General features: G+C 36.5%; 24 protein-coding genes. 12 read left to right on the top strand and 12 right to left on the bottom strand.

Annotation, left to right across the window (positions count from 1 at the left end; translation table 11 throughout):
* Positions 1 to 4: 4 nt before the first annotated feature.
* Positions 5 to 1828 carry a threonine--tRNA ligase gene (locus ACKI30_RS03070; RefSeq protein WP_407409793.1) on the bottom strand — a complete coding sequence of 608 codons (1824 nt, stop codon included), beginning with the start codon at positions 1826 to 1828 and terminating at the stop codon, positions 5 to 7.
* A gap of 366 nt (positions 1829 to 2194) precedes the next feature.
* On the opposite strand from ACKI30_RS03070, the gene cfbB reads away from it, so the two are divergent.
* Both cfbB and ACKI30_RS03060 read left to right on the top strand, forming a co-directional pair.
* Positions 2195 to 3550, top strand: coding sequence for a Ni-sirohydrochlorin a,c-diamide synthase (gene cfbB, locus ACKI30_RS03065; protein ID WP_407409791.1), 1356 nt, complete (start codon positions 2195 to 2197; stop codon positions 3548 to 3550).
* 1 nt (position 3551) lies between these two features.
* Entirely contained in the window at positions 3552 to 4613 is a 1062-nt protein-coding gene (locus ACKI30_RS03060; protein WP_407409789.1) for an oligosaccharide repeat unit polymerase family protein, read from the top strand.
* On the opposite strand, the gene ACKI30_RS03055 is transcribed toward ACKI30_RS03060, so the two are convergent.
* A complete protein-coding gene (locus ACKI30_RS03055; protein WP_407409787.1) occupies positions 4599 to 5510 on the bottom strand; it encodes a restriction endonuclease in 912 nt (303 codons plus the stop codon). The genes ACKI30_RS03060 and ACKI30_RS03055 overlap by 15 nt on opposite strands.
* 128 nt (positions 5511 to 5638) lie before the next feature.
* Between ACKI30_RS03055 and surE the strand changes: the two genes are divergently transcribed.
* Positions 5639 to 6415, top strand: a complete 777-nt coding sequence (gene surE / locus ACKI30_RS03050) for a 5'/3'-nucleotidase SurE (protein ID WP_407409785.1) — start codon at positions 5639 to 5641, stop codon at positions 6413 to 6415.
* Positions 6416 to 6420: 5 nt separating this feature from the next.
* Here surE and ACKI30_RS03045 read toward each other — a convergent pair whose 3' ends face one another.
* Positions 6421 to 6564, bottom strand: a complete 144-nt coding sequence (locus ACKI30_RS03045) for a hypothetical protein (protein ID WP_165814077.1) — start codon at positions 6562 to 6564, stop codon at positions 6421 to 6423.
* A 76-nt stretch (positions 6565 to 6640) separates the two neighbouring features.
* Between ACKI30_RS03045 and ACKI30_RS03040 the strand changes: the two genes are divergently transcribed.
* Entirely contained in the window at positions 6641 to 6850 is a 210-nt protein-coding gene (locus tag ACKI30_RS03040) for an LSM domain-containing protein (RefSeq protein WP_407409782.1), read from the top strand.
* A gap of 3 nt (positions 6851 to 6853) precedes the next feature.
* Here ACKI30_RS03040 and ACKI30_RS03035 read toward each other — a convergent pair whose 3' ends face one another.
* Positions 6854 to 7858 (bottom strand): methanogenesis marker 12 protein, encoded by a 1005-nt coding sequence (locus ACKI30_RS03035; RefSeq protein ID WP_407409780.1) that lies wholly within the window; start codon positions 7856 to 7858, stop codon positions 6854 to 6856.
* A 49-nt stretch (positions 7859 to 7907) separates the two neighbouring features.
* Positions 7908 to 8900 carry a ketol-acid reductoisomerase gene (gene ilvC, locus ACKI30_RS03030; protein ID WP_292738875.1) on the bottom strand — a complete coding sequence of 331 codons (993 nt, stop codon included), beginning with the start codon at positions 8898 to 8900 and terminating at the stop codon, positions 7908 to 7910.
* Between the two features lie 146 nt (positions 8901 to 9046).
* On the opposite strand from ilvC, the gene ACKI30_RS03025 reads away from it, so the two are divergent.
* Entirely contained in the window at positions 9047 to 11218 is a 2172-nt protein-coding gene (locus tag ACKI30_RS03025) for a hypothetical protein (RefSeq protein ID WP_407409778.1), read from the top strand.
* 10 nt (positions 11219 to 11228) lie between these two features.
* Here ACKI30_RS03025 and ACKI30_RS03020 read toward each other — a convergent pair whose 3' ends face one another.
* Genes ACKI30_RS03020 through ACKI30_RS03010 form a run of 3 tightly spaced genes read right to left on the bottom strand, consistent with a single transcriptional unit; the run spans position 11229 to position 13938 of the window.
* Positions 11229 to 11756: a carbonic anhydrase gene (locus ACKI30_RS03020; RefSeq protein ID WP_292738871.1), complete on the bottom strand. Its 528-nt coding sequence runs from the start codon at positions 11754 to 11756 to the stop codon at positions 11229 to 11231.
* Positions 11757 to 11758: 2 nt separating this feature from the next.
* Positions 11759 to 12244, bottom strand: coding sequence for an acetolactate synthase small subunit (gene ilvN / locus ACKI30_RS03015; RefSeq protein ID WP_407409776.1), 486 nt, complete (start codon positions 12242 to 12244; stop codon positions 11759 to 11761).
* Positions 12244 to 13938, bottom strand: coding sequence for an acetolactate synthase large subunit (locus ACKI30_RS03010; protein ID WP_407409774.1), 1695 nt, complete (start codon positions 13936 to 13938; stop codon positions 12244 to 12246). The genes ilvN and ACKI30_RS03010 overlap by 1 nt, the downstream gene beginning before the upstream one ends.
* 97 nt (positions 13939 to 14035) lie before the next feature.
* Here ACKI30_RS03010 and ACKI30_RS03005 point away from each other — a divergent pair, with 97 nt between their 5' ends.
* The gene (locus ACKI30_RS03005) at positions 14036 to 14371 is read left to right on the top strand and encodes a DUF2085 domain-containing protein (RefSeq protein WP_407409772.1); all 336 of its coding nucleotides are present in this window, start codon (positions 14036 to 14038) and stop codon (positions 14369 to 14371) included.
* Positions 14358 to 14633, top strand: a complete 276-nt coding sequence (locus tag ACKI30_RS03000) for a zinc-ribbon domain-containing protein (RefSeq protein ID WP_407409770.1) — start codon at positions 14358 to 14360, stop codon at positions 14631 to 14633. Before ACKI30_RS03005 ends, ACKI30_RS03000 begins: the two co-directional genes overlap by 14 nt.
* Positions 14634 to 14656: 23 nt before the next feature.
* On the opposite strand, the gene argF is transcribed toward ACKI30_RS03000, so the two are convergent.
* The 3 genes from argF to purD are packed head-to-tail and all read right to left on the bottom strand — an operon-like array spanning position 14657 to position 17805.
* On the bottom strand, positions 14657 to 15565 hold the full coding sequence (argF, locus tag ACKI30_RS02995; protein WP_407409768.1) for an ornithine carbamoyltransferase: 909 nt from the start codon (positions 15563 to 15565) through the stop codon (positions 14657 to 14659).
* A 59-nt stretch (positions 15566 to 15624) separates the two neighbouring features.
* Entirely contained in the window at positions 15625 to 16470 is an 846-nt protein-coding gene (locus ACKI30_RS02990) for a TMEM175 family protein (RefSeq protein WP_407409766.1), read from the bottom strand.
* A 24-nt stretch (positions 16471 to 16494) separates the two neighbouring features.
* A complete protein-coding gene (purD, locus tag ACKI30_RS02985; RefSeq protein ID WP_407409764.1) occupies positions 16495 to 17805 on the bottom strand; it encodes a phosphoribosylamine--glycine ligase in 1311 nt (436 codons plus the stop codon).
* A 130-nt stretch (positions 17806 to 17935) separates the two neighbouring features.
* Here purD and ACKI30_RS02980 point away from each other — a divergent pair, with 130 nt between their 5' ends.
* The 5 genes from ACKI30_RS02980 (at position 17936) to ACKI30_RS02960 (ending at position 21728) form a co-directional block, all read left to right on the top strand.
* Complete coding sequence (locus ACKI30_RS02980; RefSeq protein ID WP_407409762.1) at positions 17936 to 18538, top strand: hypothetical protein; 603 nt, start codon at positions 17936 to 17938, stop codon at positions 18536 to 18538.
* A 148-nt stretch (positions 18539 to 18686) separates the two neighbouring features.
* Positions 18687 to 19301, top strand: coding sequence for an Ig-like domain-containing protein (locus ACKI30_RS02975; RefSeq protein WP_407409760.1), 615 nt, complete (start codon positions 18687 to 18689; stop codon positions 19299 to 19301).
* A 120-nt stretch (positions 19302 to 19421) separates the two neighbouring features.
* Complete coding sequence (locus ACKI30_RS02970; protein ID WP_407409759.1) at positions 19422 to 20792, top strand: MATE family efflux transporter; 1371 nt, start codon at positions 19422 to 19424, stop codon at positions 20790 to 20792.
* Positions 20782 to 21198: a MarR family winged helix-turn-helix transcriptional regulator gene (locus tag ACKI30_RS02965; protein ID WP_407409757.1), complete on the top strand. Its 417-nt coding sequence runs from the start codon at positions 20782 to 20784 to the stop codon at positions 21196 to 21198. The genes ACKI30_RS02970 and ACKI30_RS02965 overlap by 11 nt, the downstream gene beginning before the upstream one ends.
* Positions 21195 to 21728, top strand: a complete 534-nt coding sequence (locus tag ACKI30_RS02960; RefSeq protein ID WP_330008877.1) for a nitroreductase — start codon at positions 21195 to 21197, stop codon at positions 21726 to 21728. Before ACKI30_RS02965 ends, ACKI30_RS02960 begins: the two co-directional genes overlap by 4 nt.
* Positions 21729 to 21791: 63 nt before the next feature.
* Here ACKI30_RS02960 and ACKI30_RS02955 read toward each other — a convergent pair whose 3' ends face one another.
* A complete protein-coding gene (locus ACKI30_RS02955) occupies positions 21792 to 22817 on the bottom strand; it encodes a helix-turn-helix domain-containing protein (RefSeq protein WP_407409755.1) in 1026 nt (341 codons plus the stop codon).
* Positions 22818 to 23037 lie beyond the last annotated feature (220 nt).

Genomic DNA, 23037 nt, shown 5'->3' with positions numbered 1-23037 from the left:
ATAATTATTGGAAGTTAATCCTTTTTGAGATATCTTTAGGTAAAGGTAATTTTCTGAAAGGTTTACCTTCACATTTTTCATTAATTTCAGCTATCAGTTCTTCAGCTGTCATGTCCACTTTCTCACCGGTTTCACGTACGGTGACCTGGAACTTGCCTGATTCAACCTCTTTGTCTCCAACGACAAAAATGTATGGGATCCATTCCTTAGCGGCATTTCTGATTTTTTTACCTACACTTTCATCCCTGTCGTCAATGTCCACACGTATGTTTGAAGCGTTGATTTTCTGATATAATTCTTCTGCAAACTCTTCATGTGCTTCTCCAACAGTGATAATTCTTGCTTGGATTGGACTTAACCAGGTAGGTAACATTGGAGCCCTTTCATTGATTTCAATAGCTGTTTTTTCAAGCATAGCGCATAAAACCCTTTCGATACTTCCTGTTGGTGAAGTGTGCAGGATTGTAGGGTTGTGCTGTTTGCCGTCTTCACCAAGGTAGGTGATGTCAAATCTTTTACCACTTTCAACGTCAATTTGAACAGTTGGGTTTTCAATTGGACGGCCTAATGCGTCAATGTTAGCCAAGTCGATTTTACATACCCAGTAGTGGTGTCTTTCCGGCAAGATTTCTAAAAGAATAGGTTTGTTGAACTTGCGAGCAATTTCATACATCCACTCTTCGTTTTCTTCAAAGAAGTCCTGAGTTGCTCTGAAAATTACTTCAAAGTCAAGATTCAGGTCTACGCCTGTTTGCATACACATGTCTGTCTGAGCTGAAAACTCATCTAATGAGGATGGCACGTCACAACAGAATGAGTGGCAGTCAGGCATGGTGAATGCCCTTAACCTTTTAAGACCAACAACTTCTCCTTTTTTCTCGTAACGGAAACTGTATCTGGTCAGTTCGAAAATTTTAGCAGGGAAGTTTTTCCAGGTCAGGTATGAATCTGACATTAATCTGAATGCACCGAAACAAGCTGCAAATCTGAGCATCAAATTCTTTTTGGTGTCTGTTCTGTATTGTCTTTCACCGAATTTGTATGCGTGCTCGTAAATTGCCTGATTGTCAAGATCATAGAAGATCGGAGTTTCGACAGGCATTGCTCCGCGCTCTACTGTCAAGTCATAAACGTAATCTGCAAGCAAATCTCTTATTAATTTTCCTTTTGGATACCATCTGAGGTTTCCTACATCGGAAGCAGGCTCATAGTCACAGATTTCCTTTTCTCTCATGATTTTAACATGAGGAGGTTCGCCTTCATCAGATGCACCACGTCCGAGCTCATAATCAACAAGCTGCTTGAACGCATGGTTTTCAAAGTTAAAGTCATCAATTTGAGTAATTTTGTCTCCTTCAAGGATTTGCCATTTGGAAGGTTTCCTTTCAACTTTTACTTCTTCCTTATCAGCGGTGATTGTTCTTGAAAGTTCGCTTAATGGGTGTCCTTTACAGGAAATTTCAAATGCCTTATACCATCCGAAAGGTACTCTTTTTACATTTAAGTTTTTAGCTAGGAGTGCTTCTTCAGTATCTTTTAGGATTTGAACAGCTACTTTTGGAGATCCTAATGAAGAAGATAAGTGAGCATAAGGATATAATACAATATTTTCTGCTTTAACTTGTTCATTAGTTTTAATAACTTCACTAACTAAGTTCTTAACGATACCTTCTGGATTATCTTCATCTTCTTTTTCAACACTTGTAAATACTACTAAAGAATCATCGAAGGAGCCTTCATGTAAAGCTTCATCGATTTCTTCGGCTACAGGTGTTTTGTTTTTTACATTATAATTTAAATAATCAGAATGGATTAATAAAATTCTCATTATACCACCATATATTATGATTTAAGTTTTAGTTTTAATATTATATAAAAATTAGGAAAAGACAAATTCAAACGAAATATTGCATGAAAAATAAGTTAATTTTAAATGATTATGGACTTCATTAAAATAGCAGTTGATGATTAAATTTTTAAATAATTGATTGGTTATGAAATTAAATCAATTGATTAAGAAAAATAGCAGTTATTGTTTTTGTAAATATACATAAAAAATAAGAATAGAATGGATTAAACCTTTCTAATTCATATATTTTCAAAATGTGCTTAAAATCAGCCCAGAAAAAAATATTGCAAAATTATTAATTTTCCCCGATAATTTAATAAAATACCGCTAATAAATACTTATATCATGAGAATTATTTTAGCAGGAACCGGCAGTGCCGTCGGAAAGACAACAATAGCCACCGGAATAATGAAGGCATTAAGTGAAAAGTATAATGTGCAACCGTTCAAAGTTGGACCGGACTACATCGATCCGTCCTACCACACATTGGCTACCGGAAATACCTCCAGAAACCTGGATTCATTTTTCATGCAACAGGGCCAGGTCAGGGATGCGTTTTTAAAAGGCATGGAAGGCAAAGACATTGCAGTTATTGAAGGAGTTAGAGGACTGTACGAAGGAATTGACTCAATCAATGACATTGGAAGTACCGCTTCTGTTGCAAAATCACTTAAAGCTCCTGTTATCCTAATCATAAATTCTCGAAGTCTGGTTAAAAGTGCCGCAGCATTGGTATTGGGCTTTAAGGCATTAGATCCTGAAATAAATATTGCTGGAGTCATTCTGAATAAAGTTAAAAACAAGGCACACTACGAGAAAACCAAGCGTTCAATTGAAGAGATTACCAATACAGAGGTCATCGGCGGAATTGTACGTGACGAAAATATCTCAATTGAACAGAGACATTTGGGACTTGTTCCTGCAGTTGAAAGGGAAAATTCATTGAAATTCATCGACATCTGGAGTGAAGTCATCAAAAATTCAATTGACCTCGACAGATTGGTTGAAATCGCAAAATCCGCTCCGAAAATCACATCAGATATTGTTCCGATTTGGAATAAGTTAAATAAACAGCCAGTTAAAATCGGAGTTGCTTTTGATGAAGTATTTAATTTTTATTATAAGGAAAATATAGAATCCTTAGAGGCAAACAACGCAAAAATCGAATATTTCTCACCACTGAAGGATGAGGGATTGCCTGATGTTGATGGACTGTACATCGGCGGAGGATATCCGGAGCTCTTTTCAAAGCAGCTGTCGAAAAATGAAAACATGCTTAAGGAAATCAAGCAGTTCCACCTGGAGGACAGGCCTATCTTTGCCGAATGCGGCGGTTTGATGTACCTTATGAATTCCATACATGATGATAAAATGGTAAGCGTATATCCCTACAAGTCAGTCCTCACAAAAAGGGTGCAGGCACTGAAATACACAATAGCCGAAGTAACCCAGGACAATATCATTTCCAAAAAGGGTGAGAAGTTCCATGGCCATGAATTCCATTATTCAAAAGTCATTGTTGATGAAAACAACATCAGACATCCTATGGCATTCAATATCCTTCGTGGAAAAGGATCATACAATAACCAGGATGGATTTATGGAAAGAAATACGCTTGCAAGTTATGTTCACACACATGTAGCAGCAATGCCTAACTTCGGAGGAAACCTTGCGATATCATCTTTAGAACTGGGAGGATAAAATGAAGCTTGAAAAACTGGATTACTTTCAGCCGTTCATTGTAGTTGTAGCCATTCTGGCATTCCTGTTGATGGGATACATCGGTTCATTCAACTACAGATTTGAGGACCCGCTGGATTTGGAAGTCATACTGACAATTGTATTTGCCTGTGCAGTCTTTACCATAGGCGCATTCATCGTGAAATACAAAATCAATGTTGAAAACACCAAGGAAATAAATTTCCTATCAGAAAAACTTCTAGTGGGCCTCGTTATTGTTGCATTAATATTGCAGGCTTTAAACCTTGTTTTAATCGGAGGCATTCCACTTTTCAACAGCGTATTGAAATCAAATGCAACAACCAACATCTGGAGAGTTGCATATCCGCTTTTCCTGATAATGATAAACGTTCTTCTTGCCAAATACTACGACAGAAAATATCTGCTTCTGGTCCTTCTCGGAGCCGTGATATTTGGTTTGAACGGATACAGGACTTCAGTTTTGGGAATCCTTGGAAGCTCATTTATAACATTATTCTACCTTGAAAAAATATCTAGAAAAGTGGGAATTGCATTTATCGCAATAATTGTCGTTGGAATAATGGCAATAGGATATATCGCATCCCAGTCAATAGCTACTCAACACTGGACATTGAATCCTGTTGAGCTTGTTTTTTACAGGGCAGCCTTCACCCTTGAAGTGTTTGAAAGAATCCTGCCGCTATCAGGAACAACACACGGACATATCCTAAGCATGATATTCTCTTCAGGAAGTCCTAGAACCTTTATCGGCCAGTACGTGCTTTCAGACAATGTATGTCTTACATCAACACTCTTCGGACCGGTATGCCTTGATTTCGGATTGATAGGCCTTACAGTTCAAATGCTGTTTATGGGAGCTTTTCTGGGAATGGTACATAAATTAAAAAAAGGAATTGGTGTTGGCATCTATTCCATAATCTTAACACACACATTGATTTGGATAGAAACCGGGCCAACAGACATCATGATTTGGTTCTTATATTTAATAGGCTTTATTTTAATATTGATAAATTTTAATTATATCAAACTAAACAAAGATTAATATAATTAAAATGATTAATGAAATAAAGAATATGAATGTTCCTTTGATAATAAAGTCTGTGTTTCTTTCTGTATAGAAAGACAAACCGTAAGACAGAAGTAAAGCTACAACCATCTCAATTAAACCACTGATACCTGCATCCATACCTAAAAGGTTTCCAAATAGATATGCAAGGGCATATGAAATAATTACAACCAAAATTATTAAGATTATCGGGTTGTTGATTAATTTAAATAGGATTGGATCGAAACCTGACCCTCTAGGAGCATCATAGTTATATAAATTTGATTGACTTGAAGAAAGTGACCCTCCGGAAGGCCTTCTAAAATTACTCAATAGGGATGACAAACCCCCACCGGAAGACCTTTGGTCATAATCCTGCCTGTACAATGAACTCTTGTAGACATTTGGATGAGCTTCTCTTCTCTGCATCAAATACTCCATATCATAGGCATCATATTCATAGTCACCGTATTCCTCTTCAAGATAAGCTGATGCGCCACCGTCATAAGGAGTATTATCCAAAGTGGTTTGTGAAGTCCTGTCCTGGTAACGTTTGGCAAGGTCAAGCAAATTGTCCCTATCGACCAGTTTAATATTTTTTCTAAGTGCATAGTTTTGTGCCTGATTAGAGAAATATGAAGAAGATACGATAGTTACTTTAGAAGCCTTTAAACTTTGCTGGACATCTTCCATTTCTTTTAAAACATCTACACCAATTTCAAAGTCTTTGTCATAGTTTTTACAAGCAACAACAACTCCAAAATCTCCAATTGTAGTTGGCAATACAGCATATATGTCTACAACTTTCTGAGAGGTTTTGAAATTCTTATAAACCTTGAAACCAGAGTCCTCCATTACTTTTGCTATAAAATTAATCAATTGTGGTTTTTCCAAGTTTCCACCCGTGTGTGTTTTTTCATAGAATATTAATATTATATTTTATAATTGAAATTATTATTAAAGTTTTTTATATCGGTGGTCAACCTAAAATTATTTAAAAAATAAAATGCCTTATTTTATATATGAAAGCATTGATAAGTAATGATGACGGAATAACAGCGTCAGGAATACTGGCTTCAAAAAAAGCGGTTGAAGATTTATGTGACACTTATGTAGTTGCTCCTGAAACACAGCAGAGTGGAATAGGGCATGCATTAACATTAACTGAACCTTTAAGGGTCAATGAACACACATTAAGAGATGGAAGTTTAGGCTATGGAGTAACAGGAACACCGACAGATGCCGTGACCCTTGCACTTTTTGAAATAATGGATGAAAAGCCAGACATAATGATTTCAGGAATCAATACCGGATATAATCTAGGCCAGGCAGAACTGACAACATCCGGAACCCTTGGAGCCGCTATTGAGGCTGCCAGTTTTGGAATTCCAACAATTGCAATTTCACAGGAAGTGACAAATGACAAAATCAAGTTTATCACAGGAGAAGTTGGAATCGATTTTGATTTTGCAGGAAAAATGCTTAAAAAATTAGCTAAAATAATATTAAAAAAAGGCTTACCTGAAGGAATTGACCTTTTGAATGTCAACATTCCAGCAAACCCTATAAATGAAGAATTTGAAGTCGTCAAACTCGGAAAGAGGATGTATTTACCAGTCATCGAAAAGCGCCTGGATCCCCGTGACAAGCCATATTACTGGATTGGTGGCGACCCCTATGATTTGGATAAGCCTGGCAGTGATGGTTATGAATTGCGTAGAGCTCAAAAAACTACAGTAACACCATTAAAAATAGATTTAACAAGTGATATGAGTTTATTAAAAGAATGGATAAGTTAAAATACTTATAAATTTAAATCTTTAAGTATTTTTTCTCTTTCTTCTCTAAGCTCGTTTAAAATCTTTTCATCTGTACATCCGTCTTTTTTTAATTGAGCTATTGTACGAGTAATAGCTTCTAAATTACTTTCTAATTGATTTATTGCCATAATAATATTTAGAACATTAAAGTATTTAAAGTTGAAATATCAATATAACAAATAGAATATTCAAGGATTTGAAAAAATGAGTCGTGAACAAGATAATGTAAACAAACTTTTTGCACAGTTTAAAAATAAGTACGTTAGTGTTGATTTAAGAGACAATAATCGCAGTGAAGGAAAAATAATTGCTATTGATAATTATTTAAATCTAGTCCTTGAAAATGAAAACGGCCTTGAAACTATCAAAGGCGGAAATGTCGTATTTGTCAGTTTAAAAGAAGACAAAAAATAGGAATTAAATATCAACTTCAATTCCTAAAATCTCTTTTTTACCGTTGTAAACATCCATCGCTATTTGAGCTGCGCCTATAGCTCCAGATTCTTTTGAAATTACTTTCAACTCATACCTGTTTTTGAAATACCTGTTGATTTCATCTTCAAAATTGAATGGCTCTGTTGCGCTTCCAATTGAACCTGTTAAAACTATACCTTCAATTTCATTTTCACAGACCACATCAAGACCCGCTATTTCCATGGCTACGGTCATTATCAATGTATCGATAGCAAGTTTCGCTTTCTCATCACCTTTTTTGTAATTTTCCAAAAGCTGATCTTTCATGTTGGCGACCTTGCCGTCAATGCCCGCTATCTTGATAGCTCCTGCATGTGAAAAGCAGTCATTTGCTGATGCACCGTTCTCGTCAATGTTTCTAATCATTTCAAGGTCTATTGGTCCATGGACAATGCCCATTGCACCAACGCAAGCATCCATAGCTCCTTTAATCTTTCCATTTTCAATTAGGATATCCACACTGTTAGATGAGATATCCGCTACAATAAAATTGGACCATCCGGTTTCCTTTACTGCATTGTATGAAATGCTAACCTTTTCGGGACTTGCCTGGTGAGAATAAGCCGCTCTAAACAATTCGTTTAAAGAAGTTGAATCCTTATGAAGACCTGGAATCATTATTGAATCAATATCCAACTGTTCAAGCTCAGAAAAAACAGATGTTCCTCCGCCGGTGACCTTGCCGGCCCCATTGATTGATAAAATTCCCCTGTCTTCCACCTTATCGGTCGGAAGAATCTTATTGATACCGTCGCCCATAGCATAGGTAATGGCCATCAATTTTACATCTTCAAAATCAACACGTTTCGCAAGTTCCTCAGTTGCTGAAACTAAACCTTTCTTACTTTCCTCTCTTCCTATTTTAAAAACATCAATAACCTTGCCTTCATCAGACATCAAACAAAAAGAGATTCCTGTAGTTCCATGGTCCATCCCGATAAACACCATGATCATCACGAAAAAAAATTTTAAAATAAAAAAAAGAAAATAAAAAGACTTAATCGTCTTTTTGTAATCCACAAGCTTTTCTTAATCTTTCACCGACAATTTCAATGTCTCTTTGATTTTGTTCAGCTCTCATTTCTTTTAAGTTAGCGCCGTCGGTAATGTTTTCATCAGCCCATTCTTTCTTGAAGGTACCGTCTTGGATTTGTTTTAATGTTTCTTTCATACCTTCTCTAGCTTCATCGGTAATGATTTTTTTACCTCTGGTTAAACCACCATATTCAGCAGTGTTACTTACATCATGCCACATTCCAGCGAAACCTTTTTCATAGATTAAGTCAACGATGAGTTTTACTTCGTGACAGGTTTCGAAGTAAGCGATTTCAGGTTGGTATCCTGCTTCAACTAAAGTGGTGAATCCTGCATTGATCAATTCAGTGATTCCACCGCATAATACGGTTTGTTCACCGAATAAGTCAGTTTCGGTTTCTTCTTTGAAAGTGGTTTCCAATACACCAGCTTTGGTTAATCCGCAAGCTTTTGCCATACCTAATGCAAGTTGTAAAGCGTCACCGGTAGCATCTTGTTGTACTGCTACTAAACCAGGGATACCGAATCCTTCTTCGTAAGTTCTTCTTACCATGGATCCTGGTCCTTTTGGTGCAAACATTACGATGTTTACGTCTTCACCAGGTTTGATTAATTCAAAGTGAATGTTGTAACCGTGAGAGAATGAAATGGTGTTTCCAGCTTCAACATAAGGTGCAATCTGTTCGTTGTATACTTTTTCTTGAATTTCATCAGGCAATAAGATGTGAATGATGTCAGCTTCTTTAGCTGCATCTTCGATGGTTTTTACAGTCATTCCATCTTCTTGAACTAAGTTCCAAGAACTACCGTTTTCTCTTACACCAACAATAACATTAGCTCCACTGTCAGCCATGTTTCTAGATTGTGCTCTTCCTTGGGAACCATATCCGATAACTGCAATGGTTTTACCTTCAAGAGCATCTGTATTTACATCTGCATCGTAATACATTTTCATTTAAAATCATCTCGTCTATAATTTAATAAAAGTTAACGATATCAATAAAATATCAATTAATAAATATGAATTTTTATATTTATAAAAGTAACTTAAAATATGAATTTTTATATACAATAATTGTAATATATAGTACACGATAATTAGTGGGTGATATTATTAAAAGATTATATTCTGTCATTGCATTCTCATTTATTTTGTTTTTATGCGCAGGAATCGTGTCCGCATCAGAAAATATTACTGATGACGGCGATATTGCAAATTTAATAGATGAATGTGAAGACAATGGAGTTGTGAAGCTTGATGAAAAAACATACGAACTGAACCCTAAAAATGAAACACATCTTCATTTAAATAAATCCGTTTCCATTGAGGGAACATCAGGAAAGACAGTTATCGATGGGAAAAATTCAACATTGTTTTTGGATGTCGAAAAGGAACCTGAGAGTGACTATAACAGAACCATAATAATTCCAAAGGACATTTATGACATCAAAAATACAGGAAAACACATCATCTTCAAAAACATTACATTTAAGGATTTGAACCTGATAAGCCGTCACAAAATGGACTTTTTAGACTGCAGATTCATAAATACAAATTTCACAAGCAAGGAATTGGACAATAGCTTTGACAATTGTATTTTTAATGAATCAAAGATTGTATTGAACCTATATGACGTGACAAACTGCAATTACTATTCAAAAGTAACAAACTGCAGTTTTTACAGTTCAAAAATTATTTCAAATGTCAATATATATGTTCATATTGTTGGAAGTTCCAGAGTTTTTGTAAAAAACAGCCTGGACCTGATTAATTCAAGCATCATCAATTCAGACCTTTCACTATCCTACTACAGCATCAACATAAGCGGCTCAGAATTCAGCAATGCTAAATTAAACGGACATTCAGATATTGTCAACATTAACGGCACATCATTCTCCAATCCTGAAATTGACCTTGGCTACACTGACATCAGTTTTGAGGAATCTGTTTTAAATAACTCCCAGCTTAAATTTCAGGCGGGATATTACGCCAAAGGATGCAATGTGGTTTTAAATGACAGTACCGTCAACAACTCCACTTTCGGATTTTATGAAAATATCGGATCCAGGCCGTCCAATCTGATAATTCAGAATTCATCCATTGAAAAGTGTGAAATTAAAACAACTGATACAAATATTAAAGCAAACAATTCCAATTTCAATAAAACAATCATGGAATTGTTTTTCTCAAATTTAAACATTTGCAATTCAGTATTTTACAATGAAGGCAACATAACCGATACAATCAAAACAATTACAGAAGAACCATATCATTCATTGGAAAATGGAACCGTGATTGAAAAGTACTATCCGTGCTTTGTGAATACATCATACACCGCTGAAAACTCATATTTCATCAACAATAGCGGAAAATACGAAATCAGCGGCGAAGACATCAATGTTGAAACCATTTACATTATAAACTTCGATGAAACAATTACATACCGCCTTAATGACAACATTACCATTAACGTGAAAGACCATAAAGGAAACCCTATTTCAAATATGAGACTATGCGTCAGAAATCCAGATAGGGGTTCAACAGTTTGGATTTTTACAGATGAAAACGGAAATGCGAATTATACCCTCGATGAAATCGGAGAATTAAATCTTGAAATATATTATGAGACTGCAAGATTAAATTTCATGCACACACAAACAAATCTCATGCAGCTCAATTTAACTGTGCATCCGATAGCATCCGACATTAAATTAATCAAAGACTTTAAGTTCAATAAATATTCAAAAATTAATAGCTTTTTAGAAGTGAAAACAGCAGGAAGCCGCAGCGGTGATTTGTCAGATTTGGCTGTCACCTTCAAAGTGTTTACTGGCAAAAGCTGCAAGACTTACACTGAAAAAACAGATTCCTCAGGAAATGTGATTTTTGAAATTCCAACAAACCTCAATGCCGGAGTTCACAAAATTCAGGTAATCATCGGTGGAGAAATCATGAAAACAACTTCAATCAGTATTCAAAAAGCCAATACCATTGTTAAAGCTCCAAAAGTGGTAAAAAAATACAAAAAATCAGGATATTTCAAGGTAAGCATTAAAAATAAGGAAACCAAAAAAATGCTTTCAAATGTTAAAGTCAAAATTAAAGTGTTTACAGGCAAAAAATTCAAGACATATGCCGTCAAGACAAATAAAAAAGGAATAGCTAAAATAAACACTAAAAAATTAAAAATAGGCAATCATAAAGTGATTATTTCATCAGGAAATAAAAACTACAGCATTTCAGGAAAAAGCCTGATAAAAATAAAAAAATAGATAGATGGTTTTAATAACCATCAACTAAAACTTTTAACTCACCTGTTACGATATCGATGATGAGGCCGTGTACAGGCACATCAGGAATCAATGGGTGATTTTTGATTTTTTCAACAACGTTTTTGACGTTTTCTTCTTCTGATTCAAATCCGCCAATCCATTCTTCAAGGTCGTATTTTGCAATATCCTCTTCCTTGATGCCTCTTGCAAGCATTTTTTCTTTTAATGCTTCTGCATCAGCACCAGCCATACCACATTCAGTGTGACCTACAACCATTACTTCTTCAGCACCAAGGTTGTATAAAGCTGCACCGATTGATCTGATTGCATCTTCACCTACAATGGAGTTTCCTGCGTTTCTAACGATTTTTGCATCTCCTCTTTTAAGACCGAGTGCCGGTTCAAAAAAGTCAATTAATCTGCAGTCCATACATGTCAAAATAGCTAATTTTTTAGCTGCATGGTGAGACATTTCTTCGCCTTCAAAGTTTTCTACGAATTCCTTGTTGTCTTTTAATACATTTTCCAATATAGTCATACTTATACTCCCCTTGACATAGCTGTCAGGCCAGTACGGGCTATTCTTTTAATGCCATAGCCCTCCAATAAAGATATGAATGCATTGATTTTCTCCTTATCCCCAGTAAGCTCAACCATCAGTGTTTCTTCAGTAACATCCAAAATGTGAGCTCTGAAAATATTAGAATATTGCATTATTTCTGCTCTTGCTTTCGCATTAGGAATATTTACCTTGACAAGGCACAATTCCCTTTTAACAGCTTTTTTAGTAATATCTTTAATCTTGATAACATCAATCAATTTATTTAATTGTTTTGTAACCTGCTCCAAACCTTTCTCATCCGCATGAACTGTAATAACCATACGTGACAAACCTTCAACTTCAGAATTTCCCACTGTGATACTGTCAATGTTGAATCCTCTTCTGTTAAACATTCCGGCAACCTTCTGCAAGACCCCCGGCTTGTCTTCAACCAGTGTGGAAATAACATGATATTTTAATGTCATTAGATCACATCCTTCTCGAGTTTGTACTCACCAATCATCTCATTTATTCCAGCTCCAGGAGGAAGCATAGGCAGCGCCTCTTCAGAGTCAATTACAATATCCAATAGAACCGGTTCATTATCTTTAATTGCTTTTGCTAAAGCGTCCTTGGTCTCTCCAGGTTCGGTGATTCTTTCTGCACTAACACCAAAACTTTCGGCAAGCTTTACAAAGTCAGGACTGTTTCCAAGCAATGTTTGGGAATGTCTTTCATTATACAGCAGGCTTTGCCATTGATATACCATACCCAATGTCCTGTTTTCCAAAACAACTGCAATGACAGGCAGGTCATATTCACGAATGGTAGCCAATTCCTGACAAACCATTAAAAATCCGCCGTCCCCATTTATTGAAACAACCGGGTCTTCCGGACATGCTATTTTTGCACCGATAGCTGCAGGGAATCCGAATCCCATTGTTCCAAGTCCTCCGGAGGATATGAATTTGCGCGGTTTTTGGGTGTCGAAGAAATGTGCCGCCCACATTTGGTTTTGACCCACATCAGTTGTCAGTATTGATTCAGGACTTAAAGCCTCTGAAATTTCTTTTATAACAGTCTGCGGTTTTAAAGGAACATCATCATAGGTAACGCGAGGACGTAACTCAATTTTTTTTGCCTTAATCATGTCAGCCCAATCGTTAACTTCCGCTGACGGATTATAACCGTTTAAAACTTCATTCAATGAAGATAAAATATTGCGGGCATCCCCTACAATAGGCAGGTCAACATCGACGTTTTTACCAATTTCTGCAGGATCTATATCAATGTGAATTACTTTTGTTTCAGGAACAAAGCTGTCAAGTCTTCCTGTTGTCCTGTCTGAGAACCTTACACCAATTGCAATTAATAAATCAGATTCGTTAATGTAATCGTTGGAAACCTTTCTTCCGTGCATACCAAGCATGCCCAATGCCAAATCGTCAGTTTCATCGAATGCACCTTTTCCTAAAAGTGAAGTCATTACCGGAGCATTAATAGTTTTTGCTAATTTTGTTAGCTCACAGCATGCATTTGATATAATTACACCGGCTCCAGCCAATATTAAAGGTTTTTTGGCTTCTTTTATTAAATCGCGAGCCTTTTTGACTTGTCTTATGTTTCCTTTAATTGTCGGATTGTAACCCGGTGTTTCTATTAAAGTGTCATCGAATTTGGTTAAATCCCCTTCCTGAACTTCCTTTGGAACATCGATTAAAACAGGACCAGGCCTTCCTGTTGAAGCTATTTCAAAACTGGTTTTAATCATTGAAGGTATTAAGTCAGGGTCTTTAGGTTGGAAACTATGTTTTACAATAGGCATTGTAATTCCAATAATGTCCGCTTCCTGAAATGCATCGTTTCCAATTAAATGAGTAGGAACTTGACCAGTAATTGCCACAATTGGAGAAGAATCCATAAAAGCTGTTCCTATACCAGTTACAAGATTGGTTGCTCCAGGACCGGAAGTAGCCAAACACACACCCACACGACCAGATGCCCTTGCATAACCGTCAGCTGCATGAGCTGCGCACTGTTCGTGTCTTACAAGTATATGATCAATGTCTGCATCATATAACATGTCATAGAATGGTATGGTCTGTCCGCCAGGATAACCAAATATTGTCTTGACCCCCATATTTTTGAGGGATTCTATTATCGCTTCTCCGCCTCTCATTGTAATAACCTTTTTATATATTATAAGATTACTTATGAATACAAAAATATATATAATTATTGAAAAAATATTAATGTACTAAACATGTGAGGATATTATGGAATTAACAAAATACATTTGTCACAGAATTCCCGAGAGAAGCTTTTTCATAAAGGGCCATCAGTTCCCTGTTTGTGCCAGATGCACCGGATTTTATACAGGACTGGTTGTGTTTCTGGTTTGGAACCACTTCTTTAGGCTTAACCATGACATTGTAACACTGTTGATTTCAATGATATTGATGATTCCAGTCGCAATTGATGGTTTTACACAATATTTCGGTCCAAGAGAAAGCACAAATACATTAAGATTCGTCACAGGCTTTATTGGAGGAATCGGTTTAATAATATTTTTAAAAATAATAATTAGAGGGATTTTAAATGTTCTGTTATAAGTGTGGAGAAGAAAATCCGGATGAAGCTAAATACTGCAGAAATTGTGGAGCACTTCTAAAAAAAGAGGAAACAGCCAAAAAAGTGGAAGTTCTTGAAACTCGAAATAATCATCAAAACAACAATCAGCAGCAAAGAACCACAACCACCACTACAACAAGCAGCACATCATCTAAAAGCAGCGACAGCTCCGCATGGATCGGATGCTGCTGCGTGGGTTTGATTGTTGTGTTTATATTATCCGCACTGTTCAGCGGAATTTAAAAAAAAGAGATTGGAGTAAAACTCTAATCTTTCATGTAATAATATAAAACAGCCTTTTGGGCGTGCATTCTGTTTTCAGCCTCGTCATAGATTACGGATTGAGGTCCGTCAATGACTTCGCTGGTTACTTCCTGACCTCTGATTGCAGGAAGACAATGCAGGAATATTGCTCCATCATTAGCTAGACTCATTAAATCATTATTAACCTGGAATGGTGCGAAATCTCTTTCTCTTTTAGCCTTTTCAGCCTCATCACCCATACTTACCCAGACATCGGTAAATACTGCATCAACATTTTCCAGCGCTACGCCGATATCATCGGTAATGGTTATTACAGTACCGTTTTCTTCTGCATATTCTTCTGCGGTTTTTAGGATGTTTTCATCAGGCTCATATCCTTTAGGACAGGCTAAAGACATGTCCATGCCAAGCAATGGAGCAATTAATAAAAGGGAATTGGATACATTATTTCCATCACCGACAAAACAGATTTTTTTGCCTTCCCAATCGCCTAAATGTTCTTTTATTGTTAACATGTCGGCAAGGGCTTGACAAGGGTGTTCCAAATCTGTTAGACCATTGATAACAGGTACGTCAGAATGTTTAGCCAGCTCCTCTACATCCGAATGCTTGATTGCACGAATCATTATTCCATCAACGAAACGGCTTAAAACTTTTGCGGTGTCTGAAATCGGCTCCCCTCTACCCATCTGCAAATCATTGGAGGATAAAAATATTGCTCTTCCGCCCAACTGATACATTCCAACATCAAAAGAAACTCTGGTTCTGGTTGATGACTTTTGGAAAATCATTGCTAATGTCTTGCCTTCGAGAGGTTTGTCTTCAACTTCACCCGCTTTGATCTTACTGGCCAAATCCAGAATGTATTTAACATCATCTTTGATATCTGTTACTGACAATAAACTACCCATTATAATCCCCTTAATTAGTATAAAAAAAAATATTTGTAAAAGATATATATTAAAGGTTTCTATGAATTCCTGTAATTATGCCATATATCCATTATGGTAGATATTACCGGAATCAATAGGAACAGGTAAATGAAATTGCTTGATACATTGAAATCCAACAGATTTACAATGACTGTCAGACCCATGATGGTTCCCATGGTAAGCAAAACATGCCCTCTTTCTTTTTTTGTAGGTTGAACTTCCATAAAACCCTTTTTTGTTGCATAGACATACATCAGCAGGAATGAGATTATCGCAAGCAGGATGTTTACTCCAAATACTACCTCTGATGCGAAAAATTCAGAATATTCCCCTATCAATGAAGTTGAAAACGGAATGAATGATAAACAAATCAGGAACAGAATATTCATCCACAGATAAGGTATATTCAGATTTTTAATCTTCATATACTCATGGTGATAAATCCAAAATGAACTTATGATGACAAAACCTACTATTGTAACCCCTATTGTCGGAAGCATAGACATGAATGCTGATAAAAAACTGCCATAGGAATTATCAACCAACTCAGGAATGGCAATACCAAATACCAGAAGGGTCATGACCATTCCGAAAATGCCGTCACTGAGACCCATAAGTCTTCCGGGATCAATGCCTATATCTCTTTCAAATGCCTCCCTAACACGGCCAAAAAAACCCTCCGAACTTGAAGAAGAAACGTTTTCAGAATCAGCATTAATTAAAAGCGGCGCATTAATCTGAATGTCACCATTAGAGTATTTTTCATGCAAAAACTCTTTCAGCTCCGCTAAGGTTTCCTCATCCCAGTCATCCTTAATTGCGTCGACATGCTCCTTGATTTTTAGAAGTTTTGCATATCTCTCTTCAATCTCATCATCATTCATAATATCAAAAAAAGAAAAAGAAATTTAGTTTAAAATTTCTTTCATGTGTTCAACACGCTTGTTTACAAGGTCTTTGGTACCTACATCGCTTCTGTGGTAAACATTACCCTTGACAAATTCGCATGCCTTTTCAGCTATTTTTTCAGCCTCTTCAATGGATTCTCCGCTGGCTACAATACCCAATGCCCTTGAACCGGACAGGTGAATTCCATCTTCTTCGGCAGATACTGCTGCATAGAATACTTTAGCGCCCATATCCTCAATAGCTTCCTCATCAACTTCAATAAGTTCGCCGGCATGTTCGGTTTCAGGATAACCGTCAGGCACGATGTATTTGCAGACACTGGCCTTGTCTTCAAATTCCACTTCACCTAAGGTTCCATCAACAATGTCCTGACATACGTCAGCCAATGGAGTTTTTAAAAGCGGCAATACGTTCATAGCTTCAGGGTCACCGAATCTTGCATTGTATTCAATGATTTTTGGTCCGTCAGCGGTGAGCATGAACTGACCGTATAAGATTCCTTTGTATGGTTCAGCCTCTTCAGCAATAGCCTTAACTGTGGCTTTCATGATTTCCACTGCAGCATCATAATCGTCCTGAGTCAGGAAAGGCAGTAATCCACCGACATCAGAGTATGATCCCATACCTCCGGTGATAGCTCCAACATCCCCTTCAAATGCGTGGGGATGGTCCTGTGCTGCAGGCATTGGTGCCAAGTGTTCACCGTCACAGAATGCCTGGATGGTAAATTCTTCACCAATCAACCTTTCTTCAATGATTACCTGAGCAAATCCTCCCATTACATTGTCAATTACTTCACAGGAGTATTCCTTTGCTTCCTCATTGTCCTTCAAGTGGTCTCCGACAATTTTTACTCCTTTACCGCCTGTCAATCCAACAGGTTTTACTACAACATCCCTGTCAAATTCATCTAAAAATGCAGAGACATCATCTGAATTGTCAAATACTTTGTAGACCAGTGATCCTTCAATTTCATAGTCTTCAAAGAGTTTCCTCATGAATGATTTGTCAGTTTCAATTCTTGCTGCACTTTGGGTCGGTCCAACACATTTGATTCCATTCCTTTGAAGCTCATCAACTATTCCTTTTCCAAGGGGTGCTTCAGGACCGATAAATGCAATGTCAATGTCATTTTCAACAGCATATTCGGCTACTTTTTCAACTTCGCCTTCATCGCCCTGTTTGAATTCAGCAATTTTGCTCATACCAGGGTTAATTTTACTCATGTAAACGTATAACTCAACATCATCTTTTAAAGCATCGGCTATTGCATTTTCACGAGCACCAGTTCCAACAACTAAAACCTTCATAATAAATTCTCCTTATGATAAAACTATATTGTTAAAAATATTTATAAATTACCTAATAGAAAAAAATGTTTAAAGTTATTTAAAAAACCTATATACTATTAAATACATACTAACAATCATTGGTGATTTTATGAATAGAAACATTATAATAGTCCTTATAGTTATAGTTCTAATAATTCTTGGAGGACTTGTGGCATTTTCTCTAAATACCGCAAAAGAAGATACGCAAATTACTTTTTCAGGCAATACCAGCCTGAAGAATGGAGATTCAGTAGATTTTATTCTAAAAGATGCAAAAGGAAATGCGCTTGCAAATCAGAATGTGACCATTCTATTTGAAGGCAACGGAGATGTTGAAAGATACTCAATCATTACAGACGACCAGGGAAGAGGAAGTCTGGTTTTAAATGATGAGGATTCAGGCAACTATACCATAACCGTCAGCTTTGCAGAAAATGATAAATACAACGGATGTTCCGCAACTCAAAAGATAACTCTTGGTGAAGTAAGCCAAACAACCAGTGATTACAGCGCAAGCAGTTACGACAGCTCCAGCTACTCCACCGATACCAGTTCATCTTCATCATCCGATTCACAATTGACTTATGACAGTGAACTGAATGTAAACTATGATTCAAACGGAAGAGTTGTCGGCGGACAGAATGACGGTGCAAGTTACGAAGACATTAAGAACAACCATCCTCAAATCGGTGAGGACGGCGGACTAGAATAACCATTTACGATTAATCAGAACACTGATTAATCACAATTTTTCTTTTTTTAAAACTAAAAAATGTACAAAAAACTTTCCTTTTTTTTATAAAAAATAGATAAAATATATAACCTACTTATTTTAGAAAAGAAATAAAGGAGGTAAGATAATGAACAAAAATATTATTATTGCAATTTTAGTCGTTATCATCATAGCTGCAGTTGCCGCTTTCGCATTAGGCCAACCGGCTACAACCGATGGTAAACTAAATACTCAAATCAATTTTTTAAGTCAAAACAACTTAAAGAATGGAGATCAAATTCAATTCGAACTTAAAGATGCACAAGGACAGGCTGTTGCAGGTCAAGTAGTGAACATTACCTACAACAACGAAAAATATTCCGTAGTTACCGACAATTCAGGTAAAGCGTTCCTTACAATAGCAGGTGAAGCAGCAGGACAATACGACGTGACTGTTGATTACAAAGGAAATGACAAATATAACGGATGTACCGCTAAAACAACTGTAACTGTAGAAGAAGGTACTTCCAGTGCTGCAGCAAATTCAACCGCTAACGCTACCGCAAGTACCGCTGCATACAATAATGCTACCTCAACCGGACAAGCACAACAATCAACATCATCCCAATCCTATTATGATGCTGAATTGAATGAATACTACGATGCAAACGGTAAAATTATCGGCGGACAAAATGATGGTGCTAGCATCTACGATATTAGAAACAATCCGCCACAAATTGATGAACAAGGTAATTTAGTATAGATTAATCAAATTACTGATTAATCAACTTTTTTTCTTTTTTTAATATCATTCAATGGAAAATATTATATACAAACACTTGCATATACAAGTGTATAATTGCATATGCAAGAGAGGTTAATTATGGAGAAAAATTCAAACATTGAAATGATAACAGGGGACCCTAAAAAGGCCATCAACAAATTGTCAATCCCAATTATTGCAAGTATGTTTCTGATTTTTGCAAACAACATCATCGACAGTATTTGGGTTGCAGGACTGGGTGCAGAGCCATTGGCAGCACTCGGATACATTACACCGCTTTTCATGGTTCTGATTGGAATCGGAAACGGTATCGGAGCCGGTGGTAACTCACTGATTTCACGCTACATCGGAGCAGAAGATACCTCATCAGCAAACAATGCGGCAATACACAACCTGATTTTGGGAATAATTCTCTCAATAGCAGTGTCAATAATATTGCTGGTATTTCTGGAGCCTTTGCTTAAGGTGATGGGTGCAACCAGTGTCTTAAGCTATGCCATGGAATATGGAATAATCATATTTTCATTTTCATTTGCAATGCTTCTGCCTCCAATATTCGGAGGGGCTTTCAGGGCTGAAGGAGACGTAAAAAGGGCAACACTTCCGATAGCAATCACAGCAATAATAAACATGTGCATAGACCCGATATTCATCTACACATTCGGACTCGGAGTTGCAGGTGCGGCATGGGCAACAGTTCTGGCACACATCCTTTCAATTGTTGCAATGCTTTACTGGATGCTGATTAAGAAGGACACCTACCTTAAATACGGAAGGGAATACTTCCACAACAACTTAAGCATGTACAAGGACATCCTTGTTGTAGGTATCCCCGCAAGTTTAGAGCAGTTAATACTGTCAGCTCTAACCATTGTCGTCAATTTCATGCTAACACTCGTTTCAGGACCTGTTGCAGTTGCAGTTTATACTGCAGGTTGGAGAATTATTAACTTGGGAATGCTTCCGGCAATAGGGGTCGGTACCGCATCAATTTCAGTTGCGGGAGTTGCATTCGGAGCAAGAAAATATGAAAACCTGAGGGTTACAGCAAGATATGCTGTAAAAATAGCTCTTATTGCTTCAATAATTGTGTGCATCATCTTGAATGTATTTGCAAATCAAATCGCATTCGTGTTCTCATATTCAGAAAGCAGCGCACAATTGGAGCCACTGATTGCAAGCTTCATCCAGATTATGTGCCTGTTTATCCTGTATGTGCCGTTCGGTGCAAGTGCAGGTAATGTTTTCCAGGGAGTTGGAAAAGGGTCAATTTCATTCATACTGACAGCATTCAGAGAGTTCGTGCTGGTGCTGATTTTTGCATATGTACTCGGATTTGTCTTCCACATGGGAGAAACCGGAATATACTACGGAATGCTTCTGGGCGGAGGAATCGGATCCCTGATATGTTATGCATGTATCGAGCTATACATCAACAGACTCATAAGAGGTAGGGACCATGGCGTTTGATAAGGATGTTCCGACAGCACCGTTCATCTCCATAATCTACAGGGAACATGCAAAATTCATAAACGACATCGTAAAGGAGGAAGGCTTGAGCTTTGGCCTACATCCACTTCTAATAAAGATATACAAAAATGAAGGGATAAGTCAGGAGCAGCTGGCAGAAGCGTTCCATTTGAATGAAAGCACAATAACAAGAAACCTTAAAAAACTTGAAGACAAAGGATTCATCGAAAGAATAAAGGACAAACGAAAAAAGATAATCAGAGTGACTGAAAAAGGCAAAAAAGGCGCCCGGAAAGTAATGGACTACGATGAAAAATGGGACGAAATACTTAAAGAAAGCATAACCGATGAGGAATACGATAATTTCATAAAAACGCTTAGAAAAATCAGCGAGGAATTGATATGAACCAAACTATAGAAGACTTAAAGACAAGAAGAAGCATCAGAAAATTCAAGGACGAACAGATAACTGACGAAGAGTTGAAAACAATTTTGGAAGCGGGAACATACGCCCCTACAGGCAGAGGTCTGCAATCCCCAAAAATAGTTGTTATTCAAAACCCTGAAACAATCAAGGAATTTTCAGACTGGAACAGAGGATATTTCCCTGTTGAAATGCCTGAAGATATGGATCCGTTTTACGGCGGAAAAACTCTTTTAATCGTTTTGGCAGACAGTGAAGTGCCAACTTATGTTGAAGATGGTGCAAGCGTGCTTTCAGTGCTTGTAAATGCCGCTCATGCAGTCGGTGTGGGATCATGCTGGATTCACAGGGCACGTGAGGAATTTTCATCCGAAAAAGGAAAAGAACTATTGAAAGAATGGGGAATTCCTGAAAGCTATGAGGGAATCGGCCATGTAGTATTAGGATATCCTGATATGGAAACACCAGAACCATTGCCTAGAAAAGAAGATTACATTCACTATGTGGATTAAATCTTCATTTTTTCTCTTTTTTGTAATGTTTTTTGAATGATGATATGAGTATGTTTTGAGATATTAACTATATGCTATGTCATCTCTAAAAATATCTAGTAAAATATCCTTTTTTCTTCCTTTAGAAATAATTTTACTGAAGTATGCTTTATTTGAAAGAGGAATCAAGTGCCCCACTGAATAATACTCCCTTTCACCTGTTGTTGGTTCATATAATGAAGTATCATAACCTAAGTTTGCAGCCTTGTCAACTATATTGAATGAAAATTCGGCAAATTGAGATTCGTCAATTAACTCTTTATTATACAATCGACGGATTAAATCATTGTGGTCCAATTGAAATAGCTGTTCACATTTAATTATATCCTCAATAGTCCAATCATCAATATTATTTGATTCAATGAAATCGTTTAAAGCCAAATCACTCATTAAAAAATTAGATGCAAATTCATCAGCTTTCTTCTCAATTTCGTCTTTGAACCCATCCGAACAGATGAAAAAATTCTCATCATTGTCCAACAGGTGATATAATTCATGAGCTAATGTGAAGTTTTGACGTCCTTTGGAATGGGAAGAATTAACCAATATAATTGAATCAATCTCATCCTTAAAACAGCACCCACTCACACTTCTTTTCATTGGAAACCACACTATTGTCAAGTTTGGAATCTTTTGGGGAAGCAAATTAAAAATATCTATTGGACAATATTCATCAAGCCCAAACTTCCTTTTTAGATTAATATTTAATTTTGGCCTTTGAACGGCATTATTTCCTTCATCTTCTCTTCTTAAAACGCTTAGATGGTATGTTAGCTGATTGATTTTAGCAATTACTTCCAAATCAATATCCTTTCCTGATTTAAATGCAATTTTTTGTTTCTTGTATTCATCAGTTTTTCCCAAAAGGTAATCGGGAGTGCAATTGTACAGATATAGAATTTTATCCAACAATGTCAAATTCAATTTTCTCTTGTCGTTTTCTATTTTGGAAAGGTTGCTCTGGTCAATTTCTAAATATTCAGCAAGCTGCCTTTGCGAATAGCCGTTTTCCTCTCTTAATCTCTTCAGTCTGGAACCAACAGTACTCATGAAAAATCACCTCTTCACGTGTAGAGTATAGTTTGTCATCAAAATTATTTAAATATTTCCAATATTTGAGGTCAATATTCAATTGTGAAAAATTAAAAAATATTAAAATAATTTAAAAATAGTTAAACATTGATAAAAATAATATTTAATCCAAAATATGTATTATAAAATTAAATTAAATAAAATAAAGTATTAAAAATTATTATATTAAGTAAAAATC

Origin of the sequence: Methanobrevibacter sp. (genome assembly GCF_045539575.1) — an archaeon.
Lineage (GTDB): Archaea > Methanobacteriota > Methanobacteria > Methanobacteriales > Methanobacteriaceae > Methanocatella.
The sequence above is the reverse complement of the archived record's forward strand: the minus strand, read 5'-3'. Positions and strand labels throughout refer to the sequence as shown.